18 protein-coding genes are annotated in these 23,081 nt (G+C 35.7%); 9 read left to right on the forward strand and 9 right to left on the reverse strand.

Annotated elements, in window-relative coordinates:
• Window positions 1-197 precede the first annotated feature (197 nt).
• The 4 genes from HOO91_10700 to HOO91_10715 form a co-directional block, all read right to left on the reverse strand.
• Window positions 198-374 carry a hypothetical protein gene (locus tag HOO91_10700; protein ID NOU18010.1) on the reverse strand — a complete coding sequence of 59 codons (177 nt, stop codon included), beginning with the start codon at window positions 372-374 and terminating at the stop codon, window positions 198-200.
• Window positions 375-431: 57 nt separating this feature from the next.
• Complete coding sequence (locus tag HOO91_10705; GenBank protein ID NOU18011.1) at window positions 432-1,280, reverse strand: GIY-YIG nuclease family protein; 849 nt, start codon at window positions 1,278-1,280, stop codon at window positions 432-434.
• A gap of 264 nt (window positions 1,281-1,544) precedes the next feature.
• Window positions 1,545-4,397 carry a formate acetyltransferase gene (locus tag HOO91_10710; protein ID NOU18012.1) on the reverse strand — a complete coding sequence of 951 codons (2,853 nt, stop codon included), beginning with the start codon at window positions 4,395-4,397 and terminating at the stop codon, window positions 1,545-1,547.
• A gap of 226 nt (window positions 4,398-4,623) precedes the next feature.
• Window positions 4,624-5,535 carry a glycyl-radical enzyme activating protein gene (locus tag HOO91_10715; protein NOU18013.1) on the reverse strand — a complete coding sequence of 304 codons (912 nt, stop codon included), beginning with the start codon at window positions 5,533-5,535 and terminating at the stop codon, window positions 4,624-4,626.
• A gap of 726 nt (window positions 5,536-6,261) precedes the next feature.
• On the opposite strand from HOO91_10715, the gene HOO91_10720 reads away from it, so the two are divergent.
• From HOO91_10720 to HOO91_10730, 3 genes are all read left to right on the forward strand, one after another.
• On the forward strand, window positions 6,262-6,399 hold the full coding sequence (locus tag HOO91_10720; protein ID NOU18014.1) for a hypothetical protein: 138 nt from the start codon (window positions 6,262-6,264) through the stop codon (window positions 6,397-6,399).
• A gap of 615 nt (window positions 6,400-7,014) precedes the next feature.
• Window positions 7,015-7,155 (forward strand): hypothetical protein, encoded by a 141-nt coding sequence (locus tag HOO91_10725; GenBank protein NOU18015.1) that lies wholly within the window; start codon window positions 7,015-7,017, stop codon window positions 7,153-7,155.
• A gap of 95 nt (window positions 7,156-7,250) precedes the next feature.
• A complete protein-coding gene (locus HOO91_10730) occupies window positions 7,251-8,786 on the forward strand; it encodes a radical SAM protein (protein NOU18016.1) in 1,536 nt (511 codons plus the stop codon).
• Between the two features lie 178 nt (window positions 8,787-8,964).
• Here the strand turns inward: HOO91_10730 and HOO91_10735 are convergent, their stop codons facing one another.
• From HOO91_10735 to HOO91_10755, 5 genes are all read right to left on the reverse strand, one after another.
• Window positions 8,965-9,327, reverse strand: coding sequence for a hypothetical protein (locus HOO91_10735; GenBank protein ID NOU18017.1), 363 nt, complete (start codon window positions 9,325-9,327; stop codon window positions 8,965-8,967).
• Between the two features lie 426 nt (window positions 9,328-9,753).
• A complete protein-coding gene (locus tag HOO91_10740) occupies window positions 9,754-10,392 on the reverse strand; it encodes a carbonic anhydrase (protein ID NOU18018.1) in 639 nt (212 codons plus the stop codon).
• A 1,161-nt stretch (window positions 10,393-11,553) separates the two neighbouring features.
• Window positions 11,554-11,739: a hypothetical protein gene (locus tag HOO91_10745; protein ID NOU18019.1), complete on the reverse strand. Its 186-nt coding sequence runs from the start codon at window positions 11,737-11,739 to the stop codon at window positions 11,554-11,556.
• Between the two features lie 222 nt (window positions 11,740-11,961).
• Window positions 11,962-12,372, reverse strand: coding sequence for a hypothetical protein (locus HOO91_10750; GenBank protein NOU18020.1), 411 nt, complete (start codon window positions 12,370-12,372; stop codon window positions 11,962-11,964).
• 380 nt (window positions 12,373-12,752) lie between these two features.
• Entirely contained in the window at window positions 12,753-13,973 is a 1,221-nt protein-coding gene (locus tag HOO91_10755) for a radical SAM protein (GenBank protein NOU18021.1), read from the reverse strand.
• 570 nt (window positions 13,974-14,543) lie between these two features.
• Between HOO91_10755 and HOO91_10760 the strand changes: the two genes are divergently transcribed.
• From HOO91_10760 to HOO91_10785, 6 genes are read left to right on the forward strand one after another with little or no spacing between them, the layout of a single operon-like run.
• Window positions 14,544-16,541, forward strand: coding sequence for a hypothetical protein (locus HOO91_10760; GenBank protein ID NOU18022.1), 1,998 nt, complete (start codon window positions 14,544-14,546; stop codon window positions 16,539-16,541).
• Entirely contained in the window at window positions 16,538-18,568 is a 2,031-nt protein-coding gene (locus HOO91_10765) for a hypothetical protein (protein ID NOU18023.1), read from the forward strand. The genes HOO91_10760 and HOO91_10765 overlap by 4 nt, the downstream gene beginning before the upstream one ends.
• A 1-nt stretch (window position 18,569) precedes the next feature.
• Complete coding sequence (locus HOO91_10770) at window positions 18,570-19,475, forward strand: hypothetical protein (protein ID NOU18024.1); 906 nt, start codon at window positions 18,570-18,572, stop codon at window positions 19,473-19,475.
• 19 nt (window positions 19,476-19,494) lie between these two features.
• Window positions 19,495-20,124, forward strand: a complete 630-nt coding sequence (locus tag HOO91_10775) for a hypothetical protein (protein NOU18025.1) — start codon at window positions 19,495-19,497, stop codon at window positions 20,122-20,124.
• Between the two features lie 11 nt (window positions 20,125-20,135).
• Window positions 20,136-21,563: a hypothetical protein gene (locus HOO91_10780; protein NOU18026.1), complete on the forward strand. Its 1,428-nt coding sequence runs from the start codon at window positions 20,136-20,138 to the stop codon at window positions 21,561-21,563.
• Between the two features lie 2 nt (window positions 21,564-21,565).
• Complete coding sequence (locus HOO91_10785) at window positions 21,566-23,068, forward strand: NADH dehydrogenase subunit (GenBank protein NOU18027.1); 1,503 nt, start codon at window positions 21,566-21,568, stop codon at window positions 23,066-23,068.
• The last annotated feature ends 13 nt before the right edge of the window (window positions 23,069-23,081 follow it).

A 23,081-nucleotide genomic window follows, 5' to 3' on the forward strand; every position in this document is an offset into this window, starting at 1 on the left:
TATCTTCTACGAACGGAGGGGGATGTAAGGAGTTTTATTGTACTTTTCCCTTGATGGAAAAGTACCAAAAGATCAAGAAGATATGATGCTCCAGCCCACAAGGCCAGCTCTGGCTCGCCATATCTTCCGGCCGCCCGCTGACAAAACAATGGTGGTTGAAAGTTCCTTTCTTTTTAAGATATTGGAACTCTTAGTACTTAATCCCGAAGGGATTGAAGGTGAATAACCCGGTATGCAATGCGGGGTGTGGTATGTGATAAAAAACAACCACGAGGTGGTTGAATATTATTAATGAATTCTGCAAAGACAAGGTTGCAGGCATAGCCTAGAAGAATTGATGTACGACGACGCAGCCAATCTCCCAATCTTGTCATTTTTAATTCTTATAGTCACCGTTGAACGGGGATTTTAAATAAAATTGGCACTAGCTGCTAAGGGTTGTTATTTTCTTCAAACTGTCTAACATATTCTTTAAATGTAATTTTATCTTCTTTTTTACAAAGGTTTTTACAAGTAAGATTTCTAAGAGTTTCAAGAAATTCCCAATTTGTAATGTTTTGAAATCCTAATCCAAAATTTCCTGTTATTTTCTTAAACTCCAAAAAACCACCTAGATTATTTAATAACTGAGGAGGCATAATGAAATGTTGTTCTCCAATAGCATTGTAAATCAAGTTTTCTTCCTCCAAAAATTCAACTTCTTCAACTATCGTTGCTGTCCACAAAAAATAACACTTAGCCTTATTAATTGTTTTTCCAAGAATTAAGAAAATCGCATCACCTTTTGAATAAAGAATACTTCGTTTTCTAGATGAAATATAATGAGTACTATCAATTAGAAGTTCATTTTCAAAACTTTCAAGTATTCCTTGTGATGGGTAACCTTTTTCTGCATCATAATTGTGATATTGTATCCAATACTTTTCTTCTTTTTCTAAATAATTTCCTTTATAGAATTCTGGTGAAGTGAAAATTGAACAATTATAGTGAGGTTTTAAGTTTAAGATATATTCTGATTCTTTTCTATACAATTCAAATTCTTCGCAAAGTTCAATAATTTCAAACTTGAAATTACCATATACTCCTTCTTTATGAACAATTTGGCCTAAACCATATTTTTTAAATGCTGTACGAATTCTACTTGTTGGATACTTTTCTGGCAAATTTGATGTATGTTGTTTCCATCTTTGATAAATGTTTCTTGATTGACCGATGTAAAATTTGTCATTAGTCAAGTTTACAATTTTGTAAATTCCAGTTAACCCTTTCTGTCTATCCATAGTGCTTTATAATACCTAACTCATTTATGTGTATGATAAGATCATACTTTAACACCCCTTTTTGCATGTATTGTATGATAAAACCATATAATATTTTCGGTTGGGTTATCTTTTCAATCTCCCTTTTCGTTAACCCTTTTAAATCAATATCTTCAATCAAATATTGAAAATCATAAATCGTTGCTCCTTGTTCTTAAATCAAAATAATGGTTTAGATTTCCGAACTCTTCAAGAGTTCGGAAATCTTTGTCTTTGGTAAAATCCTTAACCCACAGGAGGCATTGGCCTATCGATATAACTTTTCTGCATTGCTGGGGGTAAGGTGACGTAAGGCATCTGGAATCCGCCTACCCGAACGCTTACATGTTCGTATTTCTTTAGCTCCTTTTTGGCTTCTGGGTCACCATTCCTGTTTTTTTCGCATAAATCGTAGATTAGGCCTAATAATTTCTTATCAGAAATGGTAATGGTCATCATATTACCTTCGTTAAGCATAAAGTTCTGGATAACGGATTTAATGATTTCAGGGCCATTCTTCTCTAAGTCCCTTTCTTCGAGACATAGGTCGGTGATTACCCCTCCAGCAAATCGATTAAGTCCTATTGTTTTAAATGATGATAGAAGATGTCCAATACTAAACTTTGTAGTACCCACCATTGGCGCAAAATTTCGGGCAATTGGATCGCCAGCTTTGTTGCGGTCGGCAGAGGCGGCATTTCCACCACCGAAAATGTCGAACAGCTCAAATGTCCCCATTCCAGCGGTAATGTGTATCATAAATTTATCTCCGAATTCTTCTTTTAACGATTTTCCGGCATAACCAGCCAAGGCTCTTAGCGATTTAATTCTCTCCTCATCCCCTTCCTTGGGAGGATATAAAAATACTTCTTGAGCTAATTTTTGCGATTCCTTAACACATTCGTAAAATGTGTTTAGCATCCATTGCATCATCTCTACCGATTCTTTATCGTTGTTACCAAATTTGGGAGAATCGGTTTGGAATTTGAGTTTTATCCTGTTGAACTTTTCTTGCTGGACTTTATCAGTAGAAGTGTAACTACATCTGAAGGCATCCAAAACATCTGCCAATTCAAATTCCTTTTTATCGTACACCCATTTCTTTATCGCTGTTAATGTGTTTACTGTATCGGGAACTGCTGCAGGAATAATTCCAGCAAGTTTATAATCGGCTCCACCCCAGGTTTTATCTCTCCCTGTCTTCATACAACCCTTTAGTAAAGCGGAATAGAGCGGATCTGGATTAACTGCCTGATCGATTAGGTACAACATGTGAATGCTTAATGCCGAATTATCGGTAAAAAATTTGATATGCTTTCTAAAGATTTTCTTAAACCCTTCAAAGTCTATGCTCGTGTCCACTGCTGGCAAAGGGGTTTCGTAGGTTAGCTTCTGCCCTCTTAGCAATATTGGATTTGAACTGAGCGTAGCACCCCCGTTTAAAGCACATTCCAGCGCAGTAAGCATATTGAACATCCTAAAGGTCCAGTCGCATGAGCCATTGAGTAGTGGTTCCCAGCAACCATCAATTACATAATCCCTTGCCTCTTCCAATGGGATATCAGAGAATTTACTCAAGGCTGGAACAAGTACTTCATCATTCCCAATAACCGGCATTCCATTTTTTGTTTCGTACAAGCACTCAGCAATTGCATTCAAATATTTGTTGGACTCTTTACTACCATCCATTTGCTCTTTATAAATCCTTGCATTCAAGGTTGGAGTATAAAGTTTGGTTTTCTGGAATGCTTTAAGGATAAGGTAGGTGCAATCGTTAACCGCGTTTTTACCATCACGGGTTTGTCCTCCTATAATGATATTTTGTAGGAATTCGTTTGATTCCGACCACTGATCGAGTGCTACTGGTATGGTAAGTAGGTTTGAGCCAAAATCAAGGTGATCTTGCTTTACAAAAGTGGTTGAATCGAGGATTAGTCGCTCGGCACATTTGATCAAAAAGCATTCGAAGAGCTCCTTCTGTTTTTCATGCTCTTCCTTTTTATAGTAGGGTTGCAAAACCTGATCGAGCCGCCCTAATGATAGCTGGCTCATGCTGCTGTGCAGGGCAAGGTGAAAGAAATAGATGGATTGAAGAGCTTCGTAGAATGTGCTTGCGGGTTTTGCAGGAACTTTACTGCAAATTCTACTTATTTCTATCAATTCGGATTTACGAATAGGGTCTTTTTCAATAATGCTTAACTCTCTGGCTAATTTTGAGAATTGACCTGCATAATCAATAACAGCCTGACAGCTAATTTTTACGGCAGTGTAAAAATCTTGCCTGTTATGTAGAATATTTCTGTTTTCAGCTATTATTCCTCTAATCTGCTTTAAATGTGGAAAACTAGCCGTTTTTTGCTTATTCTTGCGTGTTTTGGAAATATCACTGAAATTGGCGTGAATATGTGTTTCTAAAATTTCAAACAGATCTTTCAGATTTGAATCATAAGCTTTGGTTCTATTGCCTTTGCTTTCATCATGCTCTTCGAAAATCTCCTTTAAGCTTTCAATAGTTTCGGTTGCTTTGCCACTTGATTTGAGGTGGTGTATTTCTTTTAAAAATGTATCATCGCCTTCAACTTTACTACAATAGTTTAAGAGATTATTGTAGTGATTAATTTTATGCTCGGTTGCGCTAAGCTCCTTATTACAATCTGCGATAATACCATCGAGGCCTTTCTCAAGCATTACATCGTAGTTTACCGAATCGTGCCCAAATAAACCCATTTCGGATTTAGTAGATACGGAGGTAATATCCAATTCGCTAGGGGTAAGATAAATAGGGAAAGATTTTCCCAAACCCAACGATCCTAGGGTTATAACACCAACTATCAACTCACCATCTCGAATTTGGTAGTGAGGATTATTGCCTTTAAATAGATGCTTATTTGTCATGGCTTTGAGGATCTCTTCTATAGCCAATGCTCGGCGAACAATTACTGGCTTATTGGGGTGATCAATGCCAATTTTTTTAAACATGTCCTTGGTAAACCATTCCGATGAACGATCAGCCCAAGCACGTTTTTCCATAGCCTTGATCAATTCTGTAATCCTGTAGGTTGATCCAATAATGATTTCTTCCTTAATTAATTCTGCCATAATGATGTCTCCTATTTTTGGTTTATATTTCAATATCGTTTAGTTAATAGTCCAAAATGATTATCTGTAATAATACCTAATGAAGAATAAATAATCCAAATTGTCATTGCTGCAAATGCAGGAATCTATCTCTTTTTAGGGATTCCGGGACTTCGCCCGGAATGACAATGGATTGAGGTTTGCTTATAGGCATAATAAAGTAAGTGCATATTTTATTTTTATCGTTTTAAGCAACAATTTTCGCTTTGATTCCTGCTGAGGTAAAATTATCTTTAACCCCAATTAACTCCTCTTTACTTGGCACTTGAGTACCTTTCAAGGGGTATTCTATGCCCATTGCTTTGTAATAGTTTTCGGAATAGGGATTGTACGGGAGAATTTCAATTGATTTTATTCTATTCGAACGCATCACCTCAATTATCATATCATAAGCAATTTGGGTATTAGTATATCCGGGAATTATAGGTGTTCTAATGGTAATTTGATCGGGATTATGTGCGGCTAATAGCTCAATATTCGATAGAAGTTGCTTCCAATCTTCTACTTTATCGGTGCGAGAAGGACGTAACCCAATTAGCCAATGGTTGACATAAGGCATCAACTCCTCAATATGCTTTTTATTTAGGGTTGCAGATGTTTCAACGGTAGTGTGAATACCATCTGCTGAGCAAATTTTCAGCAATTCCACCAAGGCTTTGGATTGTACCAGCGGATCGCCCCCGGATACTGTTAAGCCCCCAATGCCTTTTAGTAAATCCAGCTGAGGTTTTAGTAGTTGATATAGCTCGCTTACCTCTATATCTTTACCAGCAAACCCCAAAGCGCTAGTGTTCCACTTGTTAATATCGGATGATGGGCAAATTTCAATACATGCACCACACTGATTACATTGGCTATGATTAACAAGATGAATTCCATTTGATACTTCGTGTACCCCATTGGGGCAAATATCCACACAACAGCCGCATTTTGTACAACGGCTTTCGAAGTAGAGTAAAGGCGATGATGTTTCCCATGAATGGGGAGAATGACACCAAGGACATCTTAAATTGCATCCTAACAGGTATAATACAACTCTTGTTCCGGGGCCATCAACCGATGAGAACCATGAAATATCGAAATACTTTAATATATTCATTACACTTACACTTTATTCTCGAACCAATATTTTATGAAGCTACTTCAAAGTTAAACAAATTAGCAAATCATCAAATGGCTGTTTGGTGATTTTGGGGAATGTGGATATAATCTTTTATTTAACTCGGAGTAACCATTCAACGGTAATCGAAATAAACAAAAACCACGGAGACACAGAGGGCATAGAGAATATATGAGAACAAATGTTAAGGATTTTTTTTGGTCTTGATTATTGCCTGAAATATATTTTTTAATTGTTGCATGTTCTCTTGTGTGTTTTGAGGAATAGCTTATTAGACAGAGTTACACGAAGAAGTCACAAAAGGCACAAAGCAAATAACCATAAACCCCACTGGTAATTACCCCTTTATCACCCTGTTATAGCCATTTTTCAAGTGGTTGGGGTTTGTTCCTCTTAACAATCATGCCACCCATTTGCTATTATATCGCATTTTGCGATAGGGGCTGACACTTTTTGTGGAATTGCTATTATACGAAGATTTTTCCCCAGCACCCCAAAAAAAAATTACCCGACCGCTAGGGTTTTTAGACTCGAAAGTATCTGATGTAGGTAAAAGGTAGCTAAACGCTGCTAGGTTCTTCGACCGCTAGCAGGTTTTCTTATAAAATATCTATATATCTAAAACCTATAAACTATGTAACAAAGCTAATATGGAGTATGCCGAAAATCCTAAATAGAGTAGGCAACAATTTAATTTCTATAATTATGCGTACTAAAAAATTTATTAAAATTTCGAAGGTGAAGAAACTTAAAGATTCTGACCTTAAGAATATTAAAGGTGGTGTAGTAGTGTATTCAATAAATCCAATATATACAATTGATCCTACAGAATTAGCCAACTAATTGACATTCGGCAGGTGTTTACCTAATAAGATGTAAAAACCTATCTATTGGATAGCACCTGTCATTTCTATTCAAAAATCTATACACCACATCTAGCAGCAATAACCCTCCTAAAAGAGTAGTAACCTTAACTGGGTTAACCAATCCAAAACCTTCTAATTTCAATTATGTTAACACTTGTGCTGTATGAACAAGTGTTAGAAAATTCATTCTCAATTAGTTGTTGCATATTCCTTTGTGTGTTTTGTGACTACTTTGTGTTTTTTGTGGAATAACAATTACACGAAGGTTCACAAAGCATTACACAAAGTTACACGAAGATTTTTTTCCAGCACCTCAAAAAAAAGAATTACCCGACCTTCTAGGGTTTTTAGATTCAGAAGCGTCTGAACTAGGAAAAAGATAGATAAACGCTACTAGGTCCTACGGACGCTAGCAGGTTTCCCCCTCAGTATACTTTTATAGAATATCTATATATTTAAAACAAAACGCCATGGACATAAGCTAAAAACCTGTTTTTTTATAAATTTAAAGTCTAGCAAACATGGAATAAACTTACTATGGAGTAAGCCGAAAATCCCAAATAGAGTAGGCAACAATTTAATTTTTACCGTTATGAAAACTAAAAAATTTATTAAAATTTCGAAGGTGAAGAAACTTAAAGATTCTGACCTTAAAAACATTAAAGGTGGTGTATTCTTATTGTATTCGATACATCCATTGTATGGAATTGATCCTACTGAATTAACCGAGTAATTAACATTCGGCAGGTGTCTAGCTAATAATGTGTTATACACTATTTATTAGGTAGCACCTGCTACTTCTATTCAAAAACCTAAAAATTTGTGATGATGGAATATCAACCAACAGCTGCTGTTTGGGAAATCACGTTTGCATGTAATATGCGCTGCAAGCATTGCGGTTCGAGCTGTACCACAACCAAACCCGATGAGCTAACTACCGATGAAGGTCTAAAACTATGCGATCAGATAGGTGCGCTAAAACTCGAATACATTACGCTATCAGGCGGGGAGCCGCTGCTACGCAAGGATTGGCATATCCTTGCAAAAAGGATACGCGAAAATGGCGTTATACCGAATATGATTACCAATGGCTGGCTTTTGACTGAAACTGATGTTAAGAATGCAAAGGAAGCGGGTATATCAAATATTGCAATCAGTTTGGATGGGGTAAAAGAGACGCATGATTTCATGAGGATGCAAGGATCCTATGACAGGATTATTTCAGGTTTGCAGCTTCTAAAGAAAGGTAAAGTTCCATCGTCAATTATTACAACTGTTAATAAAAAAAATCTTCACGAATTACCCAAGATATACGAAGTTATAAAGGCTAATGGCGTTAGGAATTGGCAGCTACAGTATGCCATGCCAATGGGAAATCTTATAGAAAACGCCGATTTGGTAATTGATCCATCGGAAATAGAAATAATGTTGGACTACCTTCTTAAATTCTCAAAAGAAAATATAATTAGAATAGACCTTGCGGATTGTGTTGGATATTATAACGACAAAGAGCTGGAGATAAGGTCACATAATCAGGGAAATCCCGAAGATCATTTTTGGACAGGCTGCCTCGCGGGTAAAAGAGTATTTGGCATTAGGTATAACGGGGATGTTGTGGGCTGCACATCACTAAGGGATAACGATTTTATTGAAGATAATATTCGCAATCGCTCGCTTATAGATATATGGAACGATCCTAAATCGTTCGCTTGGAACAGGGGGCTTACAAGGAAAGACCTAACAGGGTTTTGCGCTACGTGTCAGTATGGAAATTACTGCCTTGCCGGTTGCTCAGTTCTAAAATTTACTACAGGAAAGAAATTAAAGGAAAATCAATATTGTACTTATAGGGTTGCTGCAGAGAATGATTGTAATGAGATTAAGAATATCAAGGATAATAAGAAGTTACTGGAGCTTTCGGCAGAAGCTATTTCAGAAGAAAACTACCAATTTGCTGATGCTTGCTTAAACGCTATTTATGAGTGCGATCAAAAAAATATCGATATTTTAAACCAATTAGGCTTTGTTAACTATAAGCTCGAAAACTACGAGAAATCGTTAATGTTCAACGAACGGGTATTAAGTATTGACCCAAAGAATGCGTACGCATTGAAAGGGAAAGGGATTTGTCTGGCAAGCACGGATATGGTTCAGGAGGGAATTAGCTGCCTTGAGAGGTCAATCGAACTTGCTGATGAGAATTTTCTCGATCCTTACTTCGACCTCTCCTTAGTGTATTATAATTGCAAAGATTATAAAAAGGCGAAAGAGGTGTTAATGGAAGGACGAAAAAAATCTAAAGAGTTTAAGGATAGTTCCGATGAGCTATACCAATTGATCGAGGAGGAACTTGGTAATTCTTGATTTAAAAAACGCTTTTGAAAAAATTCAAAATGTATTGCTTGTAAGTAAGCATTATATAAAAAAGGATTCAAATCCCAATTAGTAAAGAGCCGAATCACAGATTTGGCTCTTTGCTTGATTTATGTGTTTCCGATTTGACAATTAAATCAGCAATTGTACCTAACCCGCCGTTTGCTTTTTATAAAAAAAATTCAACAGCAATACTTTCTCTTTGAACTTCAAATTCCTCAACAGCTAATTCATCCTCATAAAAAAAAGTTTGCTTATTACTTATATCTCCACCTATATCTCCATCCGTATCATCAACGGACCACTTATCTTTTTCCGTAATTTTATTATTTAGATCTTCCCGTTGAACTTGTGCTAGCTCCCTGCTACTGTCAATGTTGAATCTTTCATCTGGTTCAGCATCTATTCTATCAGTATAATAATCTTGAAGAAAATGAAAAGCATCGCTTTCATAATCTTCATACTCCTTTAATTCTAATTCTTTTCTGGTTTGATTAGAATTTGGCATTTGTAAAACGGCAATTGCTTCCATAGTATAATTTTTTAGAGGTTAGAGTTCTATTCTATACTAATTACCATTTATAAAAAACATGAATTTTAGAATTATCGACGTTCAAAGGACAAATGACTATTTTCAGAATTCCCGTTGCTACGCCTTCAATTTTAGGAATGTAACAACGGTTTTTTATATCACTATATATGCAATTTAACCAAAAACAAATCACCAGAAGATTATATTACCATAGAATTGTAAATTATAGAACATTCCTTTAGTCTTTTTTATAATGTATTTAATACAGTGGCTATTATGTTTTATTATTATACAAACAAAGTTTTAACGGAGGGGGTTTGAAACCGAATTAGGCAGATCAAATTTAAGGGGGTTAAAAATCCAACTCAACGTTTGGCCTTTATATATGCTATTTGATGGGAATTATCTTCAATTTTGAAATGAAAACTATTCTAATTTATAAACCTTCTGTACCTCTTTAAGGGTTTTCTTAAAATCTACATTCATATCAACTAATTCACCGCTTTTGGTTTTATATATCCAACCGTGAACGGTTGGAAATCCCTTTTGCAAATAGCTTTTCTGAACATATGATGTCTTAATAATGTTTTTGCACTGCTCAATTACGTTCAGTTCCACAAGTCTATCTATTTTTTTTTCAAATGGAGTAATCAATTCTAGCTCTTTGTAGTAAATACGGTATATATCCCTAATATTTCGTAGCCAATTATCTAGCAATCCGAACGATTCCTGCTTAAGAGCGGCTTTAATACCGCCACAGCCATAATGGCCGCAAACAACAATATGTTTGACTTCCAGATACTCAACAGCAAATTGAATTACGGATTGTACATTTAAATCGTTATTTGAAACAATGTTAGCCACGTTTCTATGTACAAACAAATCGCCTACCTCAATACCTGTAATGGTATTTGCTGGTACTCTACTATCTGAGCATCCGATATATAAAAAATCAGGCGATTGCGATTCGCCAAACTGAGTAAAATAGGTCTTATCATTCTTACTTTTGCTTTCAACCCACTGTCGGTTAAATTCAAAAATCTTGTTATACTTTTCTGATTTCATAAAAGTAATTATTAATTGTGCAAGAGATCGAACTATTCTTTATAGGCATTTTATCAGGCCAAAGCACCCGAATAGCATGAACTTGATGATTGATATCACTATATTCAAATATAAGGATATTCGTAAGCCCAATGGATTATAAAGCTGTAGAATAATAAATTATAGAATACCCCTTTAACCTACTCAATAATTCAGTTTGATATGATTTGAACACGTTTGTGCAGGGAAGTTTCCAATTAGGCTATCGCAAATTGCGATAGCTGAGATGCAATGGTATTTGGTTGTAATGCAATTAACGGTATAGGTAGCAAAGAGCCGGGCTTTTAATAGGGTTTTACGTTTGGATGCGGGTTATGGATTTACGATTTAATATCGTTTGGTTAAGCCCAAAGGGCTTGAATATGAATAGCCTCCGATAGCATCGAAGGTATTGAGTTTGTTGGTTACCAACCCTGAAATGGGTTAAATTTTTAAACATAGAGCCACATTCAACCCTTCTCAGGGTTGGGTTGTTACCCTTTATCATCTCCCCCAATTTCATTGGGGGCTATTCGAATTCAAGTCCTATCGGACTTGTAGTTTAGCTAAACGATTTTGACTTACAGTTCCCAATTCGGCTATCGCAAATTGCGATAGCTGAGATGCAGTGGTGTTTTGTTGTAACGCAATTCACAATTGAGGCCTCGCAGTAGGGTTTTGCCTTCGCTAGCGCGGATTTGTAACCGACCAAAGGGAGTTCAGCAAAGCTAATCCGTGCTCTTTAAAAAATCAACTAAAAAAATAGAAAGATTCATTCTCTTCCTTTAACTTTATTACGATTTACTTTATTTAGCGTGTTTAACTCTAGCACGGATTACAAATCCGCGCTAGCTGGTGCAACCCCCATGCGGATTGATATATAAGAAGTTTTTTAGCTTTCCCGTACGCCTACGGATGAACAAAAAAAAGTTTTCGACCATCCGTACCCCTACGCCTAGGCAAAAAATTTTCTTTTTGCTCTCACGAACCCCTTCGTGGAAGCAAAATTTTGAAACCGAGTTTAGCAGGTTAAGTTTAAATGGGTTAAAAATTCGAATATTAGCAAAAAGCCGGATTTTTATTCCGGCTTGAGGTTTGGGTTTTATATATTTGATTTGAAGGAAATCCTAATTTCTCTTTTCATTAACGATGTTTCTTAATGAACTCCTCGTAGTCTACCGTTTCTCCATTTTCAACCTCTCCAATTCCTTTGAGGATTTCCTCTTTTTGAGATTTAGATAGACTATCCAAGAAATCAACCTTTTTGGAAGTTGTGAATAACCGCTTAATGGAGGCAAGAATACGAGGATTATCAGTATCTAGTATCATCCTAACGAGTCCAATTTTTCTGCTTGAATATTCATAGCCTATCTTTTCTGCAAAGTAAAGAATATTCAATAAAAAGGCAATTATTGTTATCAACCTTTGTAGCTAGCGCAACTTGACATTTGGCTTTTATAAATGTGACTTGACGGGGGAAAACTAAAGTACGAAAAACTTTGGTTTCTGCAACTCTGCCCAAATGGGATTTAGCAATTGTTATGGCTGGGCTTATAAAATCAAATATCTTAATCCAGAAATAATATTCTGAACTAATACAATTGAAAACAAAAAAGCACTAATACTTAAAAGAATAAGAATTATTAGTCTAATAATAGGAAATGAAGCAGAATATCTACCAAAAACTTCCCAAAATAATTCTTTTTCTACCAAATCAGTCTTTTCTTTATCTTCACTATTTTGATTTAGAATTGGTAATCCAAGTCCAAAAGCTTTGGAATCATGAATAAAGTATAATTTTGTTTGTTTTTCCTCTATTATAACTCCGTAATCTTTAAATTCCTCTGATTCTTTTTTTCTTTTTAAATTAAAATCTGTTTTTATTTGATCAAACTTATCTAATGGAATTTCTTCAACATATTTTTTTGTAAGAATACGCTCAATAAACTTTTCTTTATCCATATTCTTAACAAAGATGTTTCTAGATTCCCATATTATCCACCTTGGTGAATGCATCATGGATAAATAGTCACTAAAGGAGTTATATTTCTTAACAAAACTTGGACAAATTATTGTATACAGACCAAAAGCAATAACAAAACAAAGAGATGAAAACCATAGCAATTGCCAATTAAAAGGTAAACTTAAATTAAAACTATATTCGATATTAGTATGCAATATATCAATTTTAAATGAAGTTGGTATGTCAAAGAACAATCTGGCCAAGAAAGGAACAATTGCAAACCAAGTTACGAGGTATCTAAACACTGTAATTTGGAAAAAGCCCTTATACCACTGCCAATGAGTCGGAGGACTTTTGAGGAATTTTATTAACTTTAGTATCATGGCTTTGTTTTTGATTTTCTAAACTCAAATATACGAAATTCTTTTTCATCCATTAATCCTGAATCCTCTACTTCAAAATATTTTGATGGATTAAAATCAGAACTTAAATTATTCCATCTATCTATAATATAGTCAGATACTCTATTAAAATCTTTATTTTTTTCAATTCGACTTTCAGAGTTTAAAAACTTATCAATCGAACCTGTTGGACTCCATTGTTTCTCAATTGTTGAAAATTTGATTTGATTGTTAATTGACTTAATAATGGCGTAACTTATTTGAAATTTATTCCAGTTTTCAAAACCCTTATACTTATCAACTCCACAGCAGCATTCTGTATCAGAAAGATATTGTAACTCATTGTCGCCAACTCCAAGCGTTATGTTATATTTTTTTAATTCATTTTTAAGGATTCGTATTGTTTCAACTTTTTCTTTTGGAGGGAGTATTAATTCTCTTCCAATAACAATACTATTTTTTTTATTATAATAGTCTCTTACTTTATTAAGGGGCTTTAAACTAGTTTCCCAAGCAAGATTGTTGTCTGCTGGAAGTTTTAAAAATTCAATAATCAAATGCTTGGTTCCTGAATTTTTTATTTTGCTTACAAATTCAAGCGGATTTTCACTTAGCCCTACAATATATGGCTGCCACCTTATTATTGTATTTATATTGTGCTTTGAAAGTACCTTTAACGAATTAATTTTTTCTGTAGAAGTTGGACTATTAGGCTCTATGATTTTTGATAAATCATCGTTTAGGATTGAAAATGAATACTGAATAATTAGATTAGGATTTGATTTTAATGTTTCTAGATATTCTTTATTGATTAATAAATTTGATTTGGTGCTTATTACAACAGGATAATTAATTGAACAAAGAAATTTTAGAACTTTCAATGATACTTGAGCTTTCTTTTCGATATTTTGAAAAGGGTCGCTCATTCCGCCAAAATGAATGGGCATTCTTCTTCTAATATATTGAGAAATCAATCCAGTATTAATTTTTGGTTTTTCTAATGAATTTCGAAATTTATTAATTATTAAGTCAGGGTCAGCTATTTTAATATTTTTGTAGTTGGAGTTACCTCCCCTTTTATGGGAAAAACAATAGATACATAAGAAATCACAACCAGAATATGTATCAAGTCTAAATGGCATACCACAAAAACTAAATTGACTTGTAATACTTAGGGGATTTTTATATTCAAAAACCATCTTTATAGAATTTAGTATTTGGCAATCCTAATTTTACAGTAATAATCTGATTTGGTAGCCTTGCCCATAACTCATTTATTTATATCACCTAATGGTACATTATATACTGTACCATTTTTATAGTATAATATTTCTATACCAAAAATAAGTTAAATTACCAGAATATCAAATAGTAATCACATTTTTCCAATACTCTTTTCTATCATTGTAGTTTTAAATTCTCCGTTCATTTTTATCAATCTTTTTAGATTGGTCGAGTAAAAGTTTTATAGATTTACTCCCACTCCATTACTTAATTTTAACCCCCTAAACCATAATCCAATACGCTAAGCCATCAACAAAAAAAGGGTAAAAACATTTTTATCATTCATATTTAAATTAATTTTGGTACTCTTTTTTGGAAAAAAACTAGTTACTGGTTGGCTAGTTACTAGATACTGGTTATTAGTTACTAGTTATTTATCAACCAGCAACTAGCATCAAGTAACTAGGATCAGTTGCATATCAGATTCGTTCTACGTTTGAGATAATTTAAAAACCTGAAGTTGTTCCTTAAGATTCGACTTTTTTATGGATTATAATAGTAGCTGTATAGAATCAACAATATTTGTTTTAATTGCAGGAATAGCAGGATTAATGCTATCCCCACAAAAGTATAAGCCCTACGTTGCATTTTTTGTTGTTATACTAAACTCAATACTTTCCTCGTTACCATCGGTATTCGCGTTAACGCATCAGCCTATAATTGATTCGTACCACCTTACAGGGATTATGGGGAATGTAAATGTTCGGTTGGATTCCCTTTCGGCTTGGTTTATCCTTATAATTAACCTTACTGTTATTAACGGAACCCTTTTTGGGATTGGCTACCTAAAGGCGTATCAGAATCTGCAAACAAACAAATCTATCCATTGGGTTTTCTTTATCCTATTCCATTTCTCAATGCTTTGGGTTTGCTTGCTGGAGAACGGTTTTGCTTTCCTTGTGGCATGGGAAATAATGTCTATATCGTCGTTAATGCTGGTTATTTTTGAGTATCAGAAAAAGGATACGCTTAAGGCTGGCGTAAACTATATGATTCAGATGCACATCAGCGTTGCGCTGCTCACAATAGGGTTTATATGGCTTTACTTCCAAACCGGGTCATTCGATTTTTCGGCATTAGGCGATTTCCTGAACAATAGCGGAAGTATTTGGGTATTTATACTGCTGCTTGCGGGTTTTGCAATAAAAGCGGGCTTTATTCCTTTTCATACATGGCTACCACACGCCCACCCGGCTGCGCCATCGCATGTTTCGGGGATAATGTCGGGGGTAATTGTTAAGCTTGGCATTTACGGTATTTTCCGTGTTATATCTAACCTACACTCTGATTTTACGCTTATTGGGGAGATAATCCTTATCCTGTCCGTTGTTACCGCAATATACGGCATTGCAAATGCTGCCATAAAGTTCGATTTTAAAAAGATGCTGGCCTACTGCACCATCGAGAATATAGGTATTATTGGTATTGGTATTGGTGTTGGATTAATGGGAATGGGATCGGGGAATAGCATGTTGATGATACTTGGGTTTAGCGGGGCGTTGCTTCATACTCTGAATCACTCGCTATTTAAATCCTTGCTGTTCTTTTCGGCTGGAAGTATTTACCAGCAAACGCATACACGGAATATAGAGAAGCTGGGCGGATTAATTAAGAAGATGCCACAAACAGCCCTTTTTTTCCTAATTGGGGCATTAGCCATTGGCGGATTGCCCCCATTTAATGGGTTTATTTCGGAGTTTGTTATATATACGGGATTGGTTAAGAGTTTGGCTCAGGGTAATATATCTCAGCTAGTTCTTATTGTTCTATCAATAGCAGGTTTGGCAATTGTTGGAGGGATGTCATTGCTAACCTTTACCAAAAACTTTGGTGTAATTTTTACTGGCAATCCAAGGCATCAGTTTGAGTATGAGCCTAAGGAGGTTAGCTTTATAATGAGATTACCGCAGTATATTGCAATAGTTGTTATGCTTTCGGTGGCGTTGATTCCAGCCTACTATCTTTACTACGCCTCTAAAGTGGTTATTCTGAGCTTCCATATGAATGTTGATAATCTGGCTACAACCTCTATGTTTCATACTGTAAGCGTTGTTGGATGGGCTAACCTTGTGTTTTTAGCCTTAATCGCATCAGTTTTTGGTTTGAGATGGTTGGCAACTCGAAATAGAACTACCGAGATTCAACCTACTTGGGGTTGTGGATACGAATCGCCAGTACCCAAGGCACAATATACAAGTAAATCCTTTACTAGGAGTTTTGCCGAATTGTTTAGCTTCCTTGCAATTGAGAAGAAGAAATACACCAAAATTGAGAAGACGGATATATTCCCGAAGAAAAGGGCTTTTTCATCGTTTTACGTTGATATTTTTGAGAATTACATAATAAATCCTATTACTAATCGACTTCGTTTTGCTACAAACTATTTCCAGTTTATCCAGAACGGGAAAATTCAGTCGTATGTGCTTTATGGTATTCTCTTTATTGTTTTGGTTTTTGTAGGTACTTTATTTGGTTTGATATGAGATTATTGATCGAACTATTCAATCTAGTAGCAGTTGTTTCCATTGTTGCGTTACCTTTCCTAAAGGTTAGGAGGAAAGGAATCTTGACTTTGGTAACAATTTGCCTACAGGTTGTATTAGCTTCAATCTTATCCGTTCAGGTTCTTTCGGGTAACCCAGTAGATTATAGCTACGCAGGATCGTTTATCACTGGTGCTATTCCAATACGAGTCGATTACCTATCATCGTGGTTTATTCTAATAATCGGCTTTACATTTTTAACTGGAGCGGTTTATGGCATCCAGTACATGAAGAAATATATCGATCAGGCCGCAAATATTACCCTTCATGCCTCTGCATACATTTTAGCTTTTACAACCCTAATTGATATATGTATTGTTCAGAATAGCCTAGTACTCCTCGTTATTTGGGAGATGATGGCTATTTCATCTTTCATTCTTATAATTTTTGAGCATTATAAAACGGAAACGCTAAGGGCAGGTATCAATTTCCTAATCCAGTCGCATGTGTGCATACTTTTTCTTACCCTAGCGTTTATGTGGGTTAGAATTAAGACTGGTACTTATGATTTTAATGATATTACCGCATTTACTGGCTCTCAACCTTCACTTATAGGTGTGGGACTGTTTATCTTTTTCTTTATAGGATTTGCAATTAAAGCCGGATTTGTTCCATTTCACACGTGGTTACCTTTGGCTCATCCAGCAGCACCTGCACATATATCGGGTGTAATGAGTGGTGTGATAATTAAGATAGGCATATTTGGCATTCTAAGGGTACTTCTGTTAATCAAAACCAATTTTGTTACCATTGGCTACTTGATACTTGTTATATCGGTATTAACAGGAATTTATGGAGTTATGCTTGCCATAATTCAGCACAATCTCAAAAAGTTGCTAGCATACCACAGTATCGAGAATATAGGAATTATTGGGATTGGAATTGGATTAGGATGTCTCGGAGTTGGTTATAGTAACCAAATTCTAATAGTTCTTGGCTTTAGCGGTGCATTGCTCCATACGCTCAACCATTCGCTTTTTAAATCGCTCCTTTTCTATAGCACAGGAAACGTTTATCAATTGGCGCACACCATAAATATTGAATCCCTAGGAGGGTTAATAAGAAAGATGCCTCAAACTGCATTTCTATTTCTTATCGGATCGCTTGCTATATGTGGACTTCCGCCATTCAATGGGTTTATTTCGGAATTTTTGATCTACCTAGGAATGTTTAAATCCATTAGCAGCACAGATTTTACGCTTACCGCCATGATGCTATTCTCAATCCTAGGATTGGTTCTAATTGGTGGGTTGGCAATGATATGTTTTACCAAAGCTTTTAGCATTGTTTTCCTAGGAACACCTCGGCAAATTTCAATTGATAAGGTTGAACAGGAAAAGAGAGCCTCTACCCTGCCCCTTTATGCCATAGTTGCAGTAATTATGGCTATTGGTATTGTTCCAATTGCGTTTCTGAAAGTGATATCGTTACCAGTTGGTCAATTTGCAAATGTAATAAGCGTTGATACAGTAAGTCAGTTTAGCGAGATAACCCATACCGCCGCAATGATTGGTGTTTATTCGGCTGTGTTTATAGCCTTGGTAGGATTAACCATTTTTATTCGTAGGATGATTACTAGAAATAGATTAACTTCCATCGGTAATACATGGGGATGTGGTTACAATGGTTCTAGTAATAAGATGCAGTATACAGCTAGCTCTTTTATTAGAACGTACCGTAAACTCGCCAGCCCATTTTTGCATGTTGATAAGATTAAAAGGGAGGCTAAAGAGATTTTTCCCGATTCTGTTCATCAGGAGACACACCCGCACGATAAGGTTGAAAAATGGCTTATAGATAAACCGATTTATGCGTTCCGCCAATTGCTGTCGCGATTTACATTTCTGCAAAACGGCAATGTGCAAGCATATATTCTTTACGGTTTTATTTTTATAACACTAGTAATTCTAATTCCAGAAATTATTGAGAAGGTAAAATTTCTGATAAACTTTTTAAACCAGATATAACATGGTTAGCTTAATTCTGATACTTGTAGCAAGTCTATTTTTTACAGGAATAGTTATTCGAACAAAGAGTTTAGCCTCTGGACGAAAAGGACCGGGCATTTTCCAGCCAATGAAAGATATTTTCAGGTTGCTTAAAAAGGGATCGGTTTATAGTAGCACTACCAGCATTATATTCCAGATTGCACCTAGCTTTTACATAGCTTCAGTGTTAATGGCAATTCTAATAGTTCCACTTGGCGATTATCCAGGGGTAATATCATTTCAGGGCGATTTTATACTGTTTGCATACTTATTGGCATTCGGGAAATTCTTTATGATTATCTCAGCATTGGATACGGGTAGCAGCTTCGAAGGAATGGGTGCCAGCCGTGAATCTTTGTTCTCCATGCTAGTTGAACCGGCTTTCTTTATCCTAATGGGTTCTTTTGCATTGCTCACGGGTCATACATCTTTTCATAGTATCTTCTCCACCTTACACTATGGCTCAAATATCTCATACCTATTAGGCTTACTAGCAACCTTTGTATTTATAATGATTGCAATGATTGAGAATAGCCGTATGCCTGTTGACGATCCTAAAACCCACCTTGAACTTACCATGATTCACGAGGTAATGGTTCTCGATAACAGCGGCTTTGATTTAGGGTTAATACTTCACACCACAAACCTCAAGTTTGCGATGTATGGGGCAATTATCTCTAACTTTTTTATAGGCGATCTTTCTTTGATGTATACTATTCCAATATTTTTTGCCGTACAAATTGGTTTTGCTATTGTAGCTGGATTGCTAGAATCGTTTATGGCACGCTTTAGGATGAGCCATAACCCGCAGTTTATCTTTATTTTAACATCGGTATCGCTACTAATATTCTTTGGCGTGCTTTTGCTATTGGAAAGATTTGTTTAATGCTAAATTAGTGTAATATATGACTGATATTCTTCTTATTATGTTTGCCATCACGCTGCTCTACATGAGTATTGCAAACAGATTGCTAACATATATCCGATTACTTGTTCTACAGGGCTTTTTACTATTCGGTGTAACATTTTTGGCATTAAACCAAATCAATGTGGCTAACCTAGTACTTATATTATTGGAAACCGTAATATTTAAAGCTGTGGCAGTGCCTTTATTTTTAAACCGAGTGATAAAGCGAAACAACATAACACGAATAGCTGAACCTTTCGTACCAAATTTCATATCGCTTATAATTATTACGTTAATTCTTGTTATTACGATAGTTCTATCAAACTCAATTAAGGACACAAATCTCGATAAAACCTTTTTTGTAGTTGCGCTATCAACCCTTTTTACTGGTCTTTACATTATAACAACACGCCGAAAAATTATTACCCATGTAATGGGTTATCTGGTTATTGAAAACGGAGTTTTCATACTCTCCCTTGCAGTTGGAAACGAAATGCCCATGCTGGTTAACCTTGGTATTATGCTCGATATTTTTGCCAGTGTGTTTATTCTTGGAATCTTTTTCAATAAGATTGGAGATGTTATTCAAGATCCTGATGTAAACCAGCTTAGAAACCTTAAAGATTAATTATTAGAGCAATGATAAGTATATTTCTTCCCGGAGCAATCTTAATTAGCGTACTGCTTTATTTCAACAGAAATAAAATTGTAAACTACTCTTTGGTAATTTTTTATGCCCTTTTCCTTGCTACGTTTGCAATCTACCAAGCATTTCATCAAAACAGCATTGAACTTGGCTTTTTCAAAAGCGATGCTTTAGGAGTATTGCTACTTTTAACCCTTGCAGTTGTGGCTATTTTTGCCCTATTCCACGGGTATAGGTATATTGCAACCCACGATGAATCGAGGAAATCAAGAGGGCTTTTCTTTTCAGCAATGACCATGCTAATTACAGCAACCGGCGTTGCATACTTATCAAATCATATTGCCGTAACTTGGATTTTTGTTGAGATTACAACGTTAAGCGCATCGGTACTAATATATCATCATCGGAATACACAAGCACTAGAGGGTGTTTGGAAATACGTATTTATTTGCGCAATAAGCATCACCTTTGTTTTCATTGGTATTTTATTCCTAAGCCTTTCATTAAAGCAAACTGGTGTTGAAGATTTATCGTTTGATTCACTTCGCGACAACTACGCCCAACTTAACCCATTCTGGTTACGATTAGCTTTCCTTTTCATTTTCACTGGTTTTACCGCAAAATTGGGCTTAGTTCCAATGTACACCGCTGGAATTGATGCTAAGGATAAAGCCCCTGCTCCTGCTGGTGCCCTTTTCTCTTCAGTTCTTATGAACCTTGGTTTTGTTGGTATCTATCGATTCTATGCAATTGTCGCTCGTACGGAGATATTACCTTGGGCAAACACTATAATTCTTATAGCCGCATTCCTATCGGTTTTTGTAGCAACAGTCTACATGACACGAATCAAGAATATTAAGCGAATGTTTGCCTATTCTGGGATTGAACACATGGGGCTTGTAATGTTGGGCTTAGCCGCTGGAGGAATTGGGGTTTATGCTGCAATTCTGCATATTGTACTTCACGCTTTTGTTAAACCCAGCTTATTTTTCCAATTCAATCAGGTTTATAGGGTTTACCATAGTAAAAGTATATATGATGTTGGAAACTATTTTAAATATAATAGGGCTGGTGCCATAGTATTGCTACTCGGCTTTATCTCTTCAACGGCTATGCCTCCATCTGGACTATTTGTTAGTGAATTCTTGATATTTCAATCGCTATTCGTATCGCACCATCTAATAATCCTTTTTGCGGTATTAATACTTCTAACGATGATAATTTGGGGGTTTGGTTCGAATATGTTTAAGCTCCTATTTACACCACCTATGATTATTAACGAAGCAAGAATACCAAAGATTAGCCCATGGGAATCATTATCACAATATCTTTTGCTCGCATTTGCGGTCTACTTGGCCTATAATCCACCCATGTATTTTGTAAATCTAATACAAGATGCAGTAAAATTATTACCACAATAGTTATGGACTACATAGTATCAATAAATAATAATCAGAGCCTGCCAATAAAGGATATTCCTGAGCAAGCATATCATACCTTCCTTGAAAACAACATTAATATGCTAAAGGATAATGATAATAGGCATTGTGTTAATTATTTTGGGCTCCAACAGGAAGGTAGCGTTAAATTATTCTGCTGTATTGCTGATGATTCAATACATCAAATCTACATATCATCCTGTGTGGTTAATAAAGGAACAACGCTAAACTCATTTGCAAAACACAACTTGAACTTCGAAAAGTTTGAGCGCGAAATCCACGAAAACTTCAATATCAAATATACCGACCATCCTTGGTTTAAGCCTGTTAGATATTCAGAGAATAGGGTGGATAAAGCCGAAACTATAGCCAATTATCCTTTTTATAGCTTTGATAGTGAGGAGTTACATGAGGTTGGTGTTGGACCCGTTCATGCTGGGATTATTGAACCGGGTCACTTCCGATTTATATGCAATGGCGAGCAGATAATGCATCTTGAGATTCAGCTTGGTTATCAGCACCGAGGGATTGAGCAGCTCTTCCTAAAAAAGAAAAGTTTATTAGAGCGCACAATTCTTGCAGAAAATATTGCTGGTGATACTACGGTTGGTCATACAACCGCTTTTGCAAACCTTTGGGAAAACCTTTGTGGGTATCAATCCGATTTAGCCTTACAATTCACAAGAACACTTGCCTTAGAATTGGAGCGAATGGCCATGCATACGGCTGATTTAAGCGCAATGTGTACTGATATAGCTTACCAGTTGGGTAGTTCAGTTTATGGAAGATTAAGAACACCTATTATAAATTATTTTCAGGAATGGTGTGGGAATAGAATAGCAAAGAGTCTTATAAGACCCGGAACTACTAATTTTCCATATACTCAAGATTTGGCAAATCGTTTAAATCAAGTATTTGCGGTATACGAGCCAGATTTTATTGAGATGAGTACAAAACTCTTCAAACTCCCAAGTGCTCTATCACGCTTCGAAAGAACCGGGGTTGTAACCCTAGATGAGGTAAAATCTATTGGAACAGTAGGAATGGCTGCACGCATGAGCGGTTTAAATAGAGATATCAGGTTATCGCACCCTCATGATTTGTATACAACCATCAATCATCAATCAATTATTAAACGCCATGGCGATGTTTATTCTCGTGCTCAAATCAGAAGGGATGAGATTAAGCAATCCATTGGTTATATCAGAAGTATGATTGGAGATATACCCAATTTCAAAAAGTTTGATAAACCAGAATTTAAACCGATGCCCGATGCATTCTCGATATCATTAGTTGAAGGTTGGCGGGGTGAAATTTGCCATTGTGCTATTACAAACTCAAAGGGTGAATTGATACTTTATAAGATTAAAGATCCATCATTTCATAACTGGCTTGCTTTAGCACAATCGGTTAGAAATAACGAAATCTCCGATTTTCCAATTTGCAATAAGAGTTTTAACCTCTCCTATTGTGGGCATGACCTTTAGATAATTTGAAAAT

This window comes from Bacteroidales bacterium (assembly GCA_013141385.1).
Classification (GTDB): domain Bacteria; phylum Bacteroidota; class Bacteroidia; order Bacteroidales; family Tenuifilaceae; genus UBA8529.

Coding starts and splice junctions, on each gene's coding strand:
- HOO91_10750 (NOU18020.1), bottom strand. CDS start 12,372: ATGGATAAAGAAAAGTTTATTGAGCGTATTCTTACAAAAAAATATGTT.
- HOO91_10715 (NOU18013.1), bottom strand. CDS start 5,535: ATGAATATATTAAAGTATTTCGATATTTCATGGTTCTCATCGGTTGAT.
- HOO91_10720 (NOU18014.1), top strand. CDS start 6,262: ATGCGTACTAAAAAATTTATTAAAATTTCGAAGGTGAAGAAACTTAAA.
- HOO91_10785 (NOU18027.1), top strand. CDS start 21,566: ATGGACTACATAGTATCAATAAATAATAATCAGAGCCTGCCAATAAAG.
- HOO91_10730 (NOU18016.1), top strand. CDS start 7,251: ATGGAATATCAACCAACAGCTGCTGTTTGGGAAATCACGTTTGCATGT.
- HOO91_10705 (NOU18011.1), bottom strand. CDS start 1,280: ATGGATAGACAGAAAGGGTTAACTGGAATTTACAAAATTGTAAACTTG.
- HOO91_10765 (NOU18023.1), top strand. CDS start 16,538: ATGAGATTATTGATCGAACTATTCAATCTAGTAGCAGTTGTTTCCATT.
- HOO91_10780 (NOU18026.1), top strand. CDS start 20,136: ATGATAAGTATATTTCTTCCCGGAGCAATCTTAATTAGCGTACTGCTT.
- HOO91_10740 (NOU18018.1), bottom strand. CDS start 10,392: ATGAAATCAGAAAAGTATAACAAGATTTTTGAATTTAACCGACAGTGG.
- HOO91_10700 (NOU18010.1), bottom strand. CDS start 374: ATGACAAGATTGGGAGATTGGCTGCGTCGTCGTACATCAATTCTTCTA.
- HOO91_10725 (NOU18015.1), top strand. CDS start 7,015: ATGAAAACTAAAAAATTTATTAAAATTTCGAAGGTGAAGAAACTTAAA.
- HOO91_10770 (NOU18024.1), top strand. CDS start 18,570: ATGGTTAGCTTAATTCTGATACTTGTAGCAAGTCTATTTTTTACAGGA.
- HOO91_10775 (NOU18025.1), top strand. CDS start 19,495: ATGACTGATATTCTTCTTATTATGTTTGCCATCACGCTGCTCTACATG.
- HOO91_10710 (NOU18012.1), bottom strand. CDS start 4,397: ATGGCAGAATTAATTAAGGAAGAAATCATTATTGGATCAACCTACAGG.
- HOO91_10745 (NOU18019.1), bottom strand. CDS start 11,739: ATGATACTAGATACTGATAATCCTCGTATTCTTGCCTCCATTAAGCGG.
- HOO91_10755 (NOU18021.1), bottom strand. CDS start 13,973: ATGGTTTTTGAATATAAAAATCCCCTAAGTATTACAAGTCAATTTAGT.
- HOO91_10735 (NOU18017.1), bottom strand. CDS start 9,327: ATGGAAGCAATTGCCGTTTTACAAATGCCAAATTCTAATCAAACCAGA.
- HOO91_10760 (NOU18022.1), top strand. CDS start 14,544: ATGGATTATAATAGTAGCTGTATAGAATCAACAATATTTGTTTTAATT.